Raw genomic sequence first — 15,141 nt, forward strand, 5'->3', positions numbered from 1 at the left:
TGCTGCAGGCACTCAGATGCCGAGACTCTTCCGTCGCACCCGCAGGGAGTAGGACGTACCTTCGGGGCCACTGCTGCTGCCCCACCCAACACTGGTCGCGATGGCCCATCCCCGCTGCTCCTGCATCTGGCTCGCGAAGGTGCCCAAGTCACGGATCTCGCACCCGCATGTCAGCGTGAGCCGGATGCTGATGTACGGACTCCGGGGATTGGGGTTGCGGCCCGTCGCCTCAGTCCACTCCACGTCGTGGACGTGTTCCTCCAGCCCGGTCCGGTTCTGGTCATGCTTGATCCCCTGAGCTTTGGCGTACTCGTCGAGGTCGTCGATCATGAACAGGTCGCTCGACCACTCGCCGGGCCAGACGGCGAACAGCCGCGACTTTCCGGCGACAGCGCGCTCGTAGGCGGCCCGATCGTTGCCATGGGTGACTCTGCCGTCATCATGAACCTCGATATAGCAGGTGGTACGCGCGGTGTACGGAAAGTCGATTCCCACCGCTGCTGCACTTCTCGGCTCCACTTGCCCCCCTGGTTGGCTCGGTTCCAACCGCGCCGGTCTTGGGGTCGCCGATTCACGAATACGCATACGGCGATCCCTGCTACGCACCTCACCGTAAGGGAGGAGAGCAGGTGCCCGCTGGGAGACTATGACCAAGATCTTCTCCCAGATTTCTCCCAAACGATCACCAGAGATGCAGGAGGGGCCTGACCCGCGATGCGGATCAGGCCCCTGACCTGGTGTTTCAGCTGTCGGGGTGGCGGGATTTGAACCCACGACCTCTTCGTCCCGAACGAAGCGCGCTGCCAAGCTGCGCTACACCCCGATCGCCACCGGTCTCCCGGCGACATCGATTACTTTAGCCCACCGGCGCCCGGAGACGAAATCCGGTTTTTGTCGGGAACGGTCTGTGCGGCGTGGATCACGCGTTCCGGGGCGTCAGTGTCAGCAGGGTCGCCTCCGGCGGGCAGGCGACGCGGACCGGGGCGTAGCGGCTGGTGCCGCAGCCGGCCGAGACGTGGAGGTAGGCGCGGTTGCCGTGGGCGTAGTGGGTGGAGAGGCCCTTGACGCGGTCCGTGTCCAGGTCGCAGTTGGTGACCAGGGCGCCGTAGAAGGGGATGCAGACCTGGCCGCCGTGGGTGTGACCGGCCAGGATCAGGGGGTAACCGTCCGTGGTGAAAGCGTCGAGGGAGCGCAGGTAGGGGGCGTGGACGACGCCGATCGAGAGGTCGGCGCCCGTCTCGGGGCCGCCGGAGACCTCGGCGTAGCGGTCGCGCTTGATGTGGGGGTCGTCCAAGCCGGTGAAGGCGAGCTCCAGGCCGTCGAGCTTGAGGCGGCCGCGGGTGTTGGACAGGTTCAGCCAGCCCGCCTCGTCGAAGGCGTCGCGCATCGGCTCCCACGGGTTGTGGACGACGCCGACCGCCGGGGCGTTCCCGTTCAGGCCGTGCTTGCCCGACGCCTTCTCGAAGAGGTAGCGGACCGGGTTGCGGAGCTTGGGGCCGTAGTAGTCGTTGGAGCCGAACACGTACACCCCCGGGAACTCCATCAGCGGGCCGAGCGCGTCCAGCAGCTCCGGCACGGCCTCGGGGTCCGAGAGGTTGTCGCCGGTGTTCACGACGAAGTCCGGGCGCAGCCCGGCCAGTGACTGGAGCCAGGCGCGCTTCTTGCGCTGGCCGCTGACCATGTGCACGTCGGAGATCTGGAGGACGCGCAGCGGGCGTGCCCCCTGCGGGAGCACCGGGACCGTCACCCTGCGCAGACGGAACGAGCGGACTTCGAAGCCTGCCGCGTAGACGAGACCGGCGGCGCCGGCCGCGGCGGTGACCGCCGTGATTTTCAGGGGTACTCCGTAGCGTGCGCGCATGCGCCCATCGTCGCAGACGACGCGGGCCCGCGGGAAAACAGGCGGGCGCAGGGCGCCTCGCACCTGCCACAATCACCCCATGACCACGCTCAAGTCCAAGCTCAAGGAAGACCTCACCACGGCCATGAAGGCGCGTGACGAGCTGACCTCGTCCACGCTCCGGCTGACCCTCACCGCGATCACCAAGGAGGAGGTCGGCGGCAAGACCGCCCGCGAACTCTCCGACGACGAGGTGCAGAAGGTCATCGCCAAGGAGGCCAAGAAGCGCCGCGAGGCGGCCGAGGCCTTCGCCAAGGGCGGCCGGACCGAGCAGGCCGAGCGGGAGAAGCGGGAGGGCGAGCTGCTCGAGACGTACCTCCCGCAGCAGCTGAGCGACGAGGAGTTGGCCGCGATCGTGGCGTCCGCCGTCGACGAGGCGAAGGCCGCCGGGGCGGAGGGGCCGCGCGCGATGGGCGCCGTCATGAAGATCGTCAACCCCAAGGTCGCGGGCCGCGCCGACGGCGGCCGGGTGGCCGCCGAGGTGAAGAAGCTCCTCGCGGGCTGAGGCCGGGCGGGGCCACCACCTGCGGATACGAAGGAGGGGCGCCCCCGGTCATCGGGGGGCGCCCCTCCTTCGTATCGCTGTGTGCGGCTCAGGGGCCGTTCGTGCCGCCGTCGTTCTGGCCGCGGCCGTGACCGTTGTTCCCGCCGATCAGGTTCGGCGAGATGCTGATGCCGGGGAACGGGTCGTGGTCGTCACCGGGCTTGTTGTCGTCGCCCGGCTTGTTCTTGTCCCGGTCCTTGTCCCGGTCCTTGTTCTTGTCCTGCTCTTCCTTCTGCTTCGCCCGCGGCACGTCGACGTGGTTGAAGGCCGGGGTCTCCGAGGAGGTCAGGGAGCCGGTCATCGCCGTACGCCATATCGGGCCGGGGAGGCAGCCACCGCAGACCTTGTCGTAGTACTGGCCACCGATGACGATGTCGGTCATTTGTTCCTGCTTGGCGCCGTCACTGCCGACCCACACCGCCGTGGACAGGTTGGGCGTGTACCCGACGAACCAGACGTTCTTGCGCTCGTCGGTCGTACCGGTCTTGCCCGCGTTGTCACGGTCGCTGAGGCCGGCCTGCGTACCGGTGCCGTCCTCGACGACACCCTTCAGCATCTGGTTGATCGTGTCGGCCGTGTGCTCGCTCATGGCCCGGTTGCAGCTCGTCTTCGGCACGTCCATCTTCTTGCCGTCCGGCTTGGTCACCGAGAGGAGCGCGATCGGAGTGCAGTACGTGCCGCGGTTGGCGAAGGTGGCGTACACCGAGGCCATGGCCAGGGGCGTCGACTCCTGGCTGCCGAGGGTGGTGGTGGGGATCTGCAGCAGCTTCTTGTTGTCGCCGCGGTCGTAGCCGACCTTCTTCGCCATCGCGAGCGTCTCGCAGAGGCCGGCCTTCTGCTCCAGCTTGGCGAAGTAGGTGTTGATCGACTTGCCCAGCGCGCTGGTCATGTCGAACATGCCCTTCTCCGACTCCGTCTCGTTCTCCACGTCCCACGGCTTGTCGTCCGCGGGGCCACCCTCACACGTGCGGAAGGCGTCAGCGGGCAGAGTTATCGAGGAAGGAGTGTCGAAGCTCTGAGCCGGGCTGATCCCCTTCTCCAGCGCCGCCGCCGCGGTGATCGGCTTGAAGGTCGACCCCACCTGGAAGCCGGCGTAGCTGCCGCCCATCTTGTGGTCGACGGAGAGGTTTAGCACGGTCTGGTGCTTGGACGCGTCGAGACCGTACGGCCGGGACTGGGCCATCGCCAGGATCTGCCCGGTGCCGGGCTGGACCTGGACGAGCGCGGCCGCGACCTTGTCGTCCTTGTTGACCCGGGAGGTGGCCGCCTGGTTGGACGCGGCCTGCGACCGGGGGTCCAGGGTCGTTTTGATGGTCAGTCCGCCGGTCGCCCAGAGCTTGGCGCGGTCCTTCGAGGTCTTGCCGAAGGCCGGGTCGCTCGTGACGATCTGGCGTACGTAGTCGCAGAAGAAGCCGGCACCGCTGACGGCGGTGATGCAGCCGTTCTGCGGCCGTTTGACCTTCAGCTTGATCGGGGTGTCCTTGGCCTTGTCGGCCTGCTGCTGCGAGATCTTTCCGACGTCCGCCATCCGCTGGAGCACGGTGTTGCGGCGCTTGGTCGCTTCCTCCGTGTCATTGATCGGGTCGTAGCGGCTGGGCGACTGCACGATCCCGGCCAGCAGCGCCGCCTCCTCCAGCTTCAGGTCCTTCGCGGACTTGGAGAAGTAGCGCTGGGAGGCCGCCTCGACGCCGTACGCCTGCTGCCCGAAGAAGGTGATGTTGAGGTAGTTCTCCAGGATCTTCCTCTTGCCGAGCTCTTCCTCGACCTGGATCGCGTACTTCAGCTCCTGGACCTTGCGGCCCAGCGTCTGCTGCGTGGCCTCGGCGACCTTGGCCGGGTCGTCGCCCGCCTCCTCGACGAAGACGTTCTTCACGTACTGCTGGGTGAGGGTCGACGCGCCCTGCGCGGTCCCGCCCGCCTGTACGTTGCTGTTCATCGCGCGCAGGATGCCCTTGAGGTCGACCGCGCCGTGCTCGTAGAAGCGGGCGTCCTCGATCGCGACGATCGCGTTCTGCATGTACGGGGAGATGCTGGTCAGCGGCACCACCGTGCGGTCGCGGGAGTAGACCGTGGCGATCAGGCCGCCCTTGTTGTCCAGGATCTTGGTGCGCTGACTCAGCGGCGGAGTCTTCAGATTGGCCGGGATCTCGTCGAACCCGTCGACCGTCCCCTTGGCGGTGAGACCCAGTGCTCCGGCGGCCGGCAGCGCGATGCCCGCCAGAACGACTCCCGAGAGTGCGGCGACACCGAGGAACTTGGCGGCCTGCTGGGTCGTCGTGAGACCCCCGCCCGAGCGCTTCTTTGGCATGGGGGCAGCCTACGTTCTCATTCGCCGGACACACGTATATGCCTTGGCCTAAGCTGCTCTCAACTGTCACAGCAGTCCGGTTCCGTATCAACCCCCGTGCACGATCCGGCCACACGCTCAGGCGCTCCCGAATTCGCCTCGTGTGTCACCGAACGTCCGTTGTGGTTCTGGTGAACTGTCCCGATTCTGACGGGATAGTCGCGCATGTCCTCGCCTCACTCCCCTGGGTGATCTGCCGCATACGCATAGTCCGTTCGGGCCATTCAAGATTGGGCCCGAAGGGGGTGTTGTGCTGTCGCCACCTTCCGTAACGTCCTCAACTGGCAGCGGTGAATATGCCGCTGCCGCCGTGGGGGAGCCTCGATTCGGGAGAGGACGGCGCCGGGATGGGCTGGGTAACCGACTGGAGTGCGCAGGCAGCCTGCCGCACTACCGATCCGGATGAACTGTTCGTACAAGGGGCAGCGCAGAACAGGGCCAAGGCGGTGTGCACCGGATGCCCGGTGCGGACCGAGTGCCTGGCCGACGCGCTGGACAATCGCGTCGAGTTCGGCGTGTGGGGCGGGATGACCGAGCGGGAGCGCCGCGCATTGCTGCGCAGGCGTCCGACCGTGACGTCCTGGCGCCGACTGCTGGAGACCGCCCGCAGCGAGTACGAGCGGTCCACGGGCATCCTGCCCGTGGCGATCGGGCTGGAGGACGACGAGCTGCACGAGACGTTCGCCGCCGTGGGATAGACCGGCGGCAGCACGTACGGCTTACGGAGTACGAGGGGCTGGGCAGCTCAGACCGGGGTGGAGCCGGTCGCGAGCCGGTCCCCGATGGCTCGCAGCCCCGAGAGGTCGTGGACGTCTCCGGGCAGCGCGGCCACGGCGGTGACGGCCACCTCGGGATGCAGCGCGGTGAAGCGGTCGCGTGTGTCCTGTTCGCGCGCGACCATCTGCATGCGTTCGGCATGCAGACGCAGCAGGGCTGCCGTCAGTTCTTCGGTGGTGACATCCGGTGTGACCTCTGTGGTGGCATCTGCCGTGACGTCGGCTTCGGGCGTGGCGTCCGAGTCGGCTTCGCGTGCGTGGGATGCGGCGGTGTCAGGGGGCGGTGCGGACCCGGCCGCAGGGGAGTCGGCGGGCTCACGAAGTCCAGCCTTCCCGGTCGCCTGATCCACAATGCCGTCGTCTTCAAGATTTTCTGCGGCGGTCAGCGCCTGCTCGGCCGAGAGCCGCGCGGCGTCACTGCCGTGGACCCGGTTGAGCACCAGGCCCGCCAGCGGCATGTCCTCCGCGGCCAGGCGTTCCACGAAGTACGCCGCTTCGCGGAGCGCGTCCCGCTCCGGCGTCGCGACGACGAGAAACGCCGTACCGGGCGCCTGAAGGAGTCTGTACGTGGCATCGGCCCGGGTACGGAAGCCGCCGAACATGGTGTCCATCGCGGCGACGAAGGTCTGTACGTCACGCAGGAACTGGCCGCCGAGCAGCTTGCCCAGCGTCCCGGTCATCATCGACATTCCCACGTTGAGGAACTTCATTCCGGCCCGGCCGCCCATCTTCGCCGGTGCCATCAGCAGCTTGATGAACTTCCCGTCCAGGAACGAGCCCAGTCGCTTCGGCGCATCCAGGAAGTCCAGCGCGGACCGCGACGGCGGGGTGTCGACGACGATCAGGTCCCACTCCTCGCGCGCTCGCAGCTGGCCGAGCTTCTCCATCGCCATGTACTCCTGCGTGCCCGCGAAGCCGGCCGACAGGGACTGGTAGAAGGGGTTCTCCAGGATCGCGCGGGCCCGCTCGCCGTCCGCGTGCGCCTCGACGATCTCGTCGAAGGTCCGCTTCATGTCGAGCATCATGGCGTGCAGTTCACCGGCGCCCTCGCCCTCGATGCCCTTCACCCGGCGCGGGACGTTGTCCAGCGAGTCGATGCCCATGGACTGGGCGAGCCTGCGGGCCGGGTCGATGGTGAGGACGACGACCTTGCGGCCGCGCTCCGCCGCCCGTACCCCTAGCGCCGCGGCGGTGGTCGTCTTGCCGACGCCGCCCGAGCCGCAGCACACGATGATCCGGATGTCCGGGTCGTCGATCAGGGCGTCGGTGTCCAGCAGGGGGACGGGGTCCGCCACGCCCGCTTCCCCGCCCGTGTCCCCGGCCGCTCCCGCGTTCGTGCGTGCTGTCATGAACCCGCCCCTCGTCCGGACTCCCCTTCGCCCGCGCCCTGTTCCCGGAGCCCGGCCGCCAGGTCGTGGAGCCCCGCCAGGTCCACCCCCTCGCCGATCAGCGGGAGCTCGTATCCCGGCAGGCCGAGACCGGCCAGCACGGCGCGCTGTTCACGCTCCAGTCCGACCCGCTGGGAGTGCTCGGCGGCCTGCTCGACCAGGGGGCGTACGAGCCCCGCGGCGCCGGTCACGCCGGCCCGCGTCAGCGTCTTGGCGATCTCCTTGCGCCGGCCGCCGACAGTGGCACGCAGCGCGTCCCCGTCCAGCAGCTGCGGGCGCACCATGTTCACGATGACGCGGCCCACGGGCAGTTCGGCGGCCCGCAGCTCCGCGATGCCGTCCGCGGTCTCCTGGACCGGCATCTCCTCCAGCAGGGTCACCAGGTGCACCGCGGTCTCCGGGGACTTCAGCACCCGCATCACAGCCTGCGCCTGATTGTGTATAGGACCGATCCGGGCGAGCCCGGCCACCTCGTCGTTCACATTGAGGAAGCGGGTGATGCGGCCGGTCGGCGGGGCATCCATGATCACGTAGTCGTAGACGAACCGGTTCTGCCGGTCCTTGCGGCGCACGGCCTCGCACGCCTTGCCCGTCAGCAGGACGTCCCGCACGCCGGGCGCGATCGTGGTCGCGAAGTCGATCGCGCCGAGCTTCTTGAGCGCCCGGCCCGCGCTGCCGAGCTTGTAGAACATCTGGAGGTAGTCGAGGAGCGCGAGTTCCGCGTCGATCGCGAGCGCGTACACCTCGCCGCCGCCCGGGGCGGCGGCGATCTTGCGCTCCTCATAAGGCAGGGAGTCCGCCTCGAAGAGCTGGGCGATGCCCTGTCTGCCCTCGACCTCGACGAGGAGGGTGCGCCTGCCCTCGGTCGCGAGGGCGAGCGCGAGGGCGGCGGCGACCGTGGTCTTACCGGTACCGCCCTTGCCGCTGACGACCTGGAACCTGCTCACGTATTCGAGCCTAACCAGTCGCACCGCAGGCTACGCACGAGGCTGCGCATGCCCGGGATTGCGCAGGCATTACAGTCGGGCCATGACCAAGTGGGAATACGCGACCGTGCCCCTTCTCGTGCACGCGACCAAGCAGATTCTGGACACCTGGGGCGAGGACGGCTGGGAGCTGGTCCAGGTCGTTCCCGGCCCGAACAACCCCGAGCAGCTCGTGGCCTACCTGAAGCGGGAGAAGCTGTAGTGGCGGGCACCGTCGAGGCGAAGCTCGCCGAGCTCGGGCTGCCCCTGCCGGCCGTCGTGCCGCCGCTGGCCTCGTACCAGCCGGCCGTGCAGTCGGGGGTGTACGTGTACACCTCCGGCCAGCTGCCGATGGTGGACGGCAAGCTCGCCGTGACCGGCAAGGTCGGTGCGGAGGTCACTCCCGACGAGGCCAAGGAGCTGGCGAAGACCTGCGCGCTCAACGCCCTCGCCGCCGTGAAGTCGGTCGCGGGTGACCTGGACCGGATCGCACGGGTCGTGAAGGTCGTCGGCTTCGTCGCGTCGGCCGCCGACTTCACCGGCCAGCCCGGCGTGATCAACGGCGCCAGCGAGCTGCTGGGCGAGGTCCTCGGGGACAAGGGTGTGCACGCCCGCAGCGCCGTGGGCGTCGCCGTGCTGCCACTGGACGCGCCCGTCGAGGTCGAGATCCAGGTGGAGCTGACCGAAGCCTGAGCCCGGCCCCGCCCCTGCCTTCTGATCCCGTCCGGTCGCGAAGACCGGGCGGGATCATGTGCGTCCGGTACCTGCCGACGCATCTGTGTACGGGCCATGTACAGATCACCGCCCCCCTCGAACATCGTCGCGGTTCCGGATAGCCTCCGGCCATGTCCAATGGTCAGTGGTACCCCCCGGAATGGCCCGGCCGGATCAGGGCCCTCGCGGCAGGCGAGCTGACGGCCGCCGTGCCCCGGCGGGCTGCCACCGTGATGCTGCTCCGGGACGACGCCACCGGCACCGGGGGCGCACCCGCTGTCCACATGCTGCGCCGGCGCACCTCGATGGCCTTCGCCGGAGGGGCGTACGCCTATCCGGGTGGCGGCGTCGACCCCCGCGAAGACGACCGGCTCGTCGGCTGGGCCGGGCCCGCGCTGGAGACCTGGGCGCAGCGGCTCGGCGTCGCCACGCCGGCCGAGGCGCAGGCGATCGTCTGCGCGGCCGTCCGCGAGACGTACGAGGAGGCCGGCGTCCTGCTCGCCGGGCCGACCCCCGGGACCGTCGTCACGGACACCACGGGCGACGCCTGGGAGGTCGACCGCGAGGCGCTGGTCGCGCGGGAGCTGTCGTTCGCTGAGTTCCTGGAGCGGCGCGGGCTGGTGCTGCGGTCGGACCTGCTCGGGGCGTGGGCGCGTTGGATCACCCCCGAGTTCGAACCGCGCCGCTACGACACCTGGTTCTTCGTCGCCGCGCTTCCGGCCGGCCAACGGACCCGCAACGCCTCGACGGAGGCCGATCGCACGGTGTGGATCACCCCGGGTGACGCGGCCGACGGATACGACCGGGGCGAACTGCTGATGATGCCGCCGACCGTGGCGACGCTGAGGACCCTGCGGCCGTACGCCACCGCCGCGGAGGCTTTGGAGGCGGCCTCGGCGCAGGACCTCACCCCCGTACTCGCGCAAGCCCGCCTGGACGGTGACGAGCTGGTGCTGAGCTGGCCGGGGCACGAGGAGTTCACCAAGAACATTTCCACGGGCGGCAAGGACGAAACACGCGGCGGGGAGAAATCGGACGGCGCGGAAGGCGGTGCGGCATGAGTGACGCGGCGGCGCTGCCCGGACAGCCGCGCGGCGGTGTGCTGTCCGGTCCCGCGACGGTCCGTGCGGTCAACGTCCTGGCGCCCAACCCGTCGGCGATGACGCTGGACGGCACCAACACGTGGATCGTCGCCGAGCCCGACTCGGACCTGGCGGTGGTCATCGATCCAGGCCCGCTGGACGACGCCCATCTGCGGGCGGTCATCGACACCGCCGCGCAGGCGGGCCGCCGGATCGCGCTGACGCTCCTCACCCATGGCCACCCCGACCACGCGGAGGGGGCGGCACGGTTCGCGGAGCTGACCCGGACGAAGGTGCGGGCGCTCGATCCGGAGCTGCGGCTCGGTGACGAGGGCCTGGGCACGGGCGACGTGATCACGACCGGTGGGCTGGAGATGTACGTGGTGCCGACACCGGGCCACACGGCGGACTCGCTGTCGTTCCATCTGCCGGCCGACCGGGCGGTGCTGACCGGTGACACGATCCTCGGCCGCGGAACGACGCTCGTGGCGCATCCGGACGGGCGGCTGGGGGACTACCTCGACTCGCTGCGGCGGCTGCGCTCGCTGACGGTCGACGACGGGGTGCACACGGTGCTGCCGGGGCACGGTCCGGTCCTGGAGGACGCGCAGGGCGCGGTCGAGTTCTACCTGGCCCACCGCGCGCACCGCCTGGCCCAGGTGGAGACGGCGGTGGAGTCCGGCTACCGGACCTCGTCCGAGGTGGTGGCCCATGTGTACGCGGATGTGGACCGTTCGCTGTGGCCGGCGGCGGAGCTGTCGGTGCGGGCGCAGCTGGAGTACCTGGTCGAGCACGGGCTGATCTGACGGGCCGTCCCCGGCATGCGTGAGGCCCCACCGAATCGGTGGGGCCCCTCACACGCACAGCGGCGTACGACGGCGGGTCAGCGGGAGCGCTTGGCCAGCCGCTCCACGTCGAGCAGGATCACCGCACGGGCCTCCAGCCGCAGCCAGCCGCGGCCGGCGAAGTCGGCGAGGGCCTTGTTGACCGTCTCGCGGGAGGCGCCGACCAGCTGGGCCAGCTCTTCCTGCGTCAGGTCGTGCACCACGTGGATGCCTTCCTCGGACTGGACGCCGAAGCGGCGCGACAGGTCCAGGAGGGCGCGGGCGACGCGGCCCGGGACATCGGAGAAGACCAGGTCGGACATCTGGTCGTTGGTCTTGCGCAGGCGCCGGGCGACGGCACGCAGCAGGGCCGTGGCCACCTCGGGGCGTGCGTTGAGCCAGGGCTGCAGGTCGCCGTGGCCGAGGCCGAGGAGCTTGACCTCGGTCAGCGCGGTGGCGGTGGCGGTGCGCGGGCCCGGGTCGAAGAGCGAGAGCTCGCCGATCAGCTCGCCGGGGCCGAGGACCGCCAGCATGTTCTCGCGTCCGTCGGGGGAGGTGCGGTGGAGCTTCACCTTGCCCTCGGTGACCACATAGAGGCGGTCTCCCGGGTCACCCTCGTGGAACAGCGCGTCGCCGCGCGCGAGGGTCACCTCACTCATCGAGGCGCGGAGCTCCGCGGCCTGCTCGTCATCGAGCGCCGCGAAAAGCGGGGCGCGCCGCAGAACGTCGTCCACGAGTTCTCTCCTTGTCGGCCTGTTCAGGGAACCGTGGTCCCCATCATGCCGGACGGTAAAACAGTGCGATCAATCACAAACCAGTTTGACGCACGTGCGTGCCGGAGCGTACGGCAGGGGGCCGATTGGGGGCGGATCACCGGTGACCGGGGCGGATGTCAGTGGCGGGCTCTAGGCTGTCCGGGTGTCCAGAATTGCCGGTGAGAGCGCAGGCCAAGGGGGCTGATGGGGTGTCGGAGGGCCGTAATTCCGCTGTGGGCGAACAGGCCGCAGGCAACCGGAAGAACCCGGAAAAAGCGGCAGAAAACGGGTCCGGAAGGGCGGCGGGCTCCGGCTCGGCCAAGAGAGCGAAGCAGGACCGGGAGGAAGCGGTGACCCCAGAGGCCAAGGGCGACGGTGCGTCGGCTGCCGGGGCCGAGGCCGGTGCCGCCGGGGCCGGCCGTCCGAAGAAGAAGGCGGGGCGGCCGGAATCCCGCCTGGCCATGGTCCGCCGCGCTCGCCGGATCAACCGCGAGCTCGCGGAGGTCTACCCGTACGCCCATCCGGAGCTGGACTTCAGGAACCCGTTCGAACTGCTCGTCGCCACGGTCCTCTCCGCCCAGACCACGGACCTGAGGGTCAACCAGACCACCCCCGCCCTCTTCGCCGCCTATCCCACCCCCGAGGACATGGCAGCCGCTGTCCCGGAGGAACTGGAAGAGATCATTCGGCCGACCGGCTTCTTCCGGGCCAAGGCCAAGTCGTTGCTGGGCCTGTCCGCCGCCCTCCGGGACGACTTCGGCGGCGAGGTGCCGGGGCGGCTGGCGGATCTCGTGAAGCTGCCGGGGGTCGGCCGCAAGACGGCCAACGTGGTTTTGGGCAACGCATTCGGAGTGCCAGGCATCACCGTGGACACCCACTTCGGCCGACTGGTCCGGCGGTGGAAGTGGACCGAGCAGGAGGACCCGGAGAAGGTCGAGGCGGAGATCGCGGCGATCTTCCCCAAGAGCGAGTGGACCATGCTCTCGCACCGCGTCATCTTTCACGGCCGCCGCGTCTGCCACGCCCGCAAGCCCGCCTGCGGCGCCTGCCCGATCGCCCCGCTGTGTCCTTCGTACGGTGAGGGTGAGACGGACCCGGAGAAGGCCCGCAAACTCCTGAAGTACGAGATGGCCGGCCGGCCGGGCCAGCGGCTGAACCCGCCGCCGGACTACCCCGGAAGCCCGGCACCGCCCTTGGGCGCCGACTGACGCGGACCGCCGCTGTGGATCGCCACCGCGATTCCCGGCCGCGGGCCTCAGCCGCGGTCCCCCGCTGCGGACCGCGACGGTGGTTCTCAGCCGCGGTCCTCGACTGCGGAACGAAACGCGTGACGACAGGCGTTGTGAGACGGAGGGGTGCCTATGAAGACGCATGAACCCGGCACGGAGCAGCATGGCAGGGAGCAGTACAGCGGTACGGACCGCGGCGGCGCAGAACGCGGTGGCGCAGAGCGCGGTGGGACGGACCGCGGTGGGGCGGAACAGCGCGGCGGCCCGCGCGGCCACAGTACGGATGCGGACGTCGTGACCGCCGAGCCGGCGGATGACGGCTCCCCGGTCACCGTCTCGGCCGAAGGGCTGCCCGGCTGGCTCGATCCCGTGGCCGGCGCCGCCCGGACCGTACGGCCGCAGCAGCTCAGCCGCTTCCTGCCGCCCGAGGACGGTGCGGGCCGCCAGTCGGCCGTGCTCGTCCTGTTCGGCGAGGGTGCGCGAGGCCCCGAACTGCTCCTGATGGAACGGGCCGGAAGCCTGCGTTCGCATCCGGGCCAGCCGTCCTTCCCCGGCGGCTCCCTCGACCCGGCGGACGGTGACCAGGCGACGACCGGGCCGCTCAGGGCCGCGCTGCGGGAGGCTGAGGAGGAGACCGGCCTCGATCCGCGCGGGGTGCAGATCTTCGGTGTGCTGCCCCGGCTCTACATCCCCGTGAGCAGCTTCGTGGTGACGCCCGTCCTCGGCTGGTGGCGTACGCCCAGCCCGGTCGGGGTCGTCGACCCGGGTGAGACGGCGCGGGTCTTCACGGTTCCCGTGGCGGATCTCACGGACCCGGCCAACCGGGCGACGGCCGTCCACCCCAGCGGACACCGAGGACCGGCATTTCTGGTCGAATCCGCACTTGTCTGGGGGTTCACGGCCGGGGTGATCGACCGGATTCTGCACTTCGCGGGCTGGGAGCGCCCCTGGGACAGAGCCAAGCAGGTGCCGCTCGACTGGCGCGCATGACAGGCTGACTTCCGTGCTCCGCAGCTCCGGGCCCGCCCGGATCACGGAGACGTACGGGCCCGGTGACGAATCTGCGAGGCTATAGACGGTGAACGTGCTGGACATCCTGTTGCTGGCCGGCGCCGTGTGGTTCGCGGTCATCGGCTACCGCCAGGGGTTCGTCGTCGGCATTCTGTCGGTGATCGGGTTCCTGGGCGGCGGTCTCGTCGCCATCTACCTGCTGCCGATCCTGTGGGACCAGGTGACGGACGGTTCCGAGGTCTCCTCCACCGCTGCCGTCGTCGCGGTCGTCATCGTGATCGTGTGCGCGTCGGTGGGCCAGGCCTTCACCACGCACCTGGGCAACAAACTGCGCCGGCACATCACCTGGTCGCCCGCGCGCGCCCTGGACGCCACCGGCGGCGCCCTGGTCAACGTGGTGGCGATGCTGCTGGTCGCCTGGCTGATCGGTTCCGCCCTGGCAGGCACCTCCCTGCCGACGCTGGGCAAGGAGGTCCGTAGCTCCTCCGTCCTGCTCGGCGTTTCCCGGGTGATGCCGCCCCAGGCGTCCACCTGGTTCACGGACTTCTCGTCGGTCCTCGCGCAGAACGGCTTCCCACAGGTCTTCAGCCCGTTCGCCAACGAACCGATCACCGAGGTCAGGGCCCCCGACCCGGCTCTGGTCGGCAGCCCCGTCGCCGCGCGCGCCAAGCAGTCGATCGTCAAGGTCGTCGGCACGGCCCCGAGCTGCGGCAAGGTCCTCGAAGGCACCGGATTCGTGTTCTCCGACCGTCGGGTGATGACCAACGCCCACGTCGTCGGAGGCGTCGACGAGCCGACCGTCCAGATCGGCGGCCAGGGACGCCTGTACGACGCGAAGGTCGTCCTCTACGACTGGCGGCGCGACATCGCCGTACTCGACGTCCCCGACCTCGACGTGAAGCCGCTGCAGTTCGCCACCACGGACAACGACGCGGAGACGGGCGACAGCGCCATCGTCGCGGGCTTCCCGGAGAACGGCTCGTACGACGTACGCTCCGCGCGCGTCCGCGCCCGCATCGACGCCAGCGGCCCCGACATCTACCACCGGGGCACGGTCCGCCGCGATGTGTACTCGCTCTACACCACGGTCCGCCAGGGCAACTCCGGCGGCCCGCTGCTGACCCCTGAAGGCAAGGTGTACGGCGTCGTGTTCGCGAAGTCGCTCGACGACCCGGACACGGGCTACGCGCTGACGGCGGACGAGATCCGCGACGACATCACGCAGGGCCGTACCGCCAACCAGCAGGTCGACAGCCAGGGATGCGCCCTTTAGGGAGCCGTACGCCCTTCAGGGGGTCGGCAGGCGGGCCCCGAAGCGGTCCCGGGGGCCGTGAGCGGGTCAGTTGCGAGGATGGCGCAGCCGCGCCGAGACCCAGCGGGCCCGGCGGCGGAGAATGCGCGAGATGCCGAGCCGGGGATCATGCAGAACGTGCAATGTGTGCACCCGGCCCGGAAGGCCGTCCCCCTCGTGAATGCCCGGTACCGCCGTGGCGGTCGAGCGACGGTTGTCTGCTGCGTCACCGAAGTCGTGCGTCCAGCCCATACCCGGACCTCTGCCCGTGCCTCATGGTCCGTAATCGCCTATCCGTCAGCCAATTGGCCTATG

The 15,141-nt window shown here is 69.7% G+C and carries 16 protein-coding genes and 1 tRNA gene; 9 read left to right on the forward strand and 8 right to left on the reverse strand.

The window, feature by feature from the left end:
• Positions 1–12: 12 nt before the first annotated feature.
• The 3 genes from E6P78_RS23280 to E6P78_RS23290 form a co-directional block, all read right to left on the reverse strand.
• On the reverse strand, positions 13–495 hold the full coding sequence (locus E6P78_RS23280) for a hypothetical protein (RefSeq protein WP_240799338.1): 483 nt from the start codon (positions 493–495) through the stop codon (positions 13–15).
• A 254-nt stretch (positions 496–749) separates the two neighbouring features.
• Positions 750–823: transfer RNA gene (locus E6P78_RS23285), tRNA-Pro, on the reverse strand.
• 96 nt (positions 824–919) lie between these two features.
• Positions 920–1,861, reverse strand: a complete 942-nt coding sequence (locus E6P78_RS23290) for a metallophosphoesterase (RefSeq protein WP_136205580.1) — start codon at positions 1,859–1,861, stop codon at positions 920–922.
• Between the two features lie 79 nt (positions 1,862–1,940).
• Between E6P78_RS23290 and E6P78_RS23295 the strand changes: the two genes are divergently transcribed.
• Complete coding sequence (locus tag E6P78_RS23295) at positions 1,941–2,405, forward strand: GatB/YqeY domain-containing protein (RefSeq protein ID WP_136205581.1); 465 nt, start codon at positions 1,941–1,943, stop codon at positions 2,403–2,405.
• Positions 2,406–2,493: 88 nt separating this feature from the next.
• Here E6P78_RS23295 and E6P78_RS23300 read toward each other — a convergent pair whose 3' ends face one another.
• A complete protein-coding gene (locus E6P78_RS23300) occupies positions 2,494–4,752 on the reverse strand; it encodes a transglycosylase domain-containing protein (RefSeq protein ID WP_136205582.1) in 2,259 nt (752 codons plus the stop codon).
• Between the two features lie 386 nt (positions 4,753–5,138).
• Between E6P78_RS23300 and E6P78_RS23310 the strand changes: the two genes are divergently transcribed.
• The gene (locus E6P78_RS23310) at positions 5,139–5,489 is read left to right on the forward strand and encodes a WhiB family transcriptional regulator (protein WP_018551136.1); all 351 of its coding nucleotides are present in this window, start codon (positions 5,139–5,141) and stop codon (positions 5,487–5,489) included.
• 47 nt (positions 5,490–5,536) lie between these two features.
• Here the strand turns inward: E6P78_RS23310 and E6P78_RS23315 are convergent, their stop codons facing one another.
• Positions 5,537–6,916, reverse strand: coding sequence for an ArsA family ATPase (locus E6P78_RS23315; protein WP_136205583.1), 1,380 nt, complete (start codon positions 6,914–6,916; stop codon positions 5,537–5,539).
• Complete coding sequence (locus E6P78_RS23320) at positions 6,913–7,902, reverse strand: ArsA-related P-loop ATPase (protein WP_136205584.1); 990 nt, start codon at positions 7,900–7,902, stop codon at positions 6,913–6,915. Before E6P78_RS23320 ends, E6P78_RS23315 begins: the two co-directional genes overlap by 4 nt.
• A gap of 82 nt (positions 7,903–7,984) precedes the next feature.
• Between E6P78_RS23320 and E6P78_RS23325 the strand changes: the two genes are divergently transcribed.
• From E6P78_RS23325 to E6P78_RS23340, 4 genes are all read left to right on the forward strand, one after another.
• Positions 7,985–8,143 carry a DUF4177 domain-containing protein gene (locus E6P78_RS23325; protein ID WP_136205585.1) on the forward strand — a complete coding sequence of 53 codons (159 nt, stop codon included), beginning with the start codon at positions 7,985–7,987 and terminating at the stop codon, positions 8,141–8,143.
• A complete protein-coding gene (locus E6P78_RS23330) occupies positions 8,143–8,613 on the forward strand; it encodes a RidA family protein (protein ID WP_136205586.1) in 471 nt (156 codons plus the stop codon). Before E6P78_RS23325 ends, E6P78_RS23330 begins: the two co-directional genes overlap by 1 nt.
• Before the next feature lie 152 nt (positions 8,614–8,765).
• Positions 8,766–9,695 carry an NUDIX hydrolase gene (locus E6P78_RS23335; protein ID WP_136205587.1) on the forward strand — a complete coding sequence of 310 codons (930 nt, stop codon included), beginning with the start codon at positions 8,766–8,768 and terminating at the stop codon, positions 9,693–9,695.
• Positions 9,692–10,522: an MBL fold metallo-hydrolase gene (locus E6P78_RS23340; protein WP_136205588.1), complete on the forward strand. Its 831-nt coding sequence runs from the start codon at positions 9,692–9,694 to the stop codon at positions 10,520–10,522. Before E6P78_RS23335 ends, E6P78_RS23340 begins: the two co-directional genes overlap by 4 nt.
• A gap of 77 nt (positions 10,523–10,599) precedes the next feature.
• Here E6P78_RS23340 and E6P78_RS23345 read toward each other — a convergent pair whose 3' ends face one another.
• On the reverse strand, positions 10,600–11,274 hold the full coding sequence (locus E6P78_RS23345; protein WP_014046869.1) for a Crp/Fnr family transcriptional regulator: 675 nt from the start codon (positions 11,272–11,274) through the stop codon (positions 10,600–10,602).
• Between the two features lie 254 nt (positions 11,275–11,528).
• On the opposite strand from E6P78_RS23345, the gene nth reads away from it, so the two are divergent.
• From nth to E6P78_RS23360, 3 genes are all read left to right on the forward strand, one after another.
• Positions 11,529–12,503 (forward strand): endonuclease III, encoded by a 975-nt coding sequence (gene nth, locus E6P78_RS23350; RefSeq protein ID WP_240799339.1) that lies wholly within the window; start codon positions 11,529–11,531, stop codon positions 12,501–12,503.
• Between the two features lie 153 nt (positions 12,504–12,656).
• Entirely contained in the window at positions 12,657–13,514 is an 858-nt protein-coding gene (locus E6P78_RS23355) for a CoA pyrophosphatase (protein WP_136205589.1), read from the forward strand.
• An 88-nt stretch (positions 13,515–13,602) separates the two neighbouring features.
• Positions 13,603–14,808 carry a MarP family serine protease gene (locus E6P78_RS23360; RefSeq protein ID WP_136205590.1) on the forward strand — a complete coding sequence of 402 codons (1,206 nt, stop codon included), beginning with the start codon at positions 13,603–13,605 and terminating at the stop codon, positions 14,806–14,808.
• A gap of 66 nt (positions 14,809–14,874) precedes the next feature.
• Here the strand turns inward: E6P78_RS23360 and E6P78_RS33570 are convergent, their stop codons facing one another.
• On the reverse strand, positions 14,875–15,078 hold the full coding sequence (locus E6P78_RS33570; protein ID WP_136205591.1) for a hypothetical protein: 204 nt from the start codon (positions 15,076–15,078) through the stop codon (positions 14,875–14,877).
• Positions 15,079–15,141: the final 63 nt, after the last annotated feature.

Origin of the sequence: Streptomyces sp. A0958 (genome assembly GCF_004795035.1) — a bacterium.
In the GTDB taxonomy this organism is placed as follows: Bacteria; Actinomycetota; Actinomycetes; order Streptomycetales; family Streptomycetaceae; genus Streptomyces.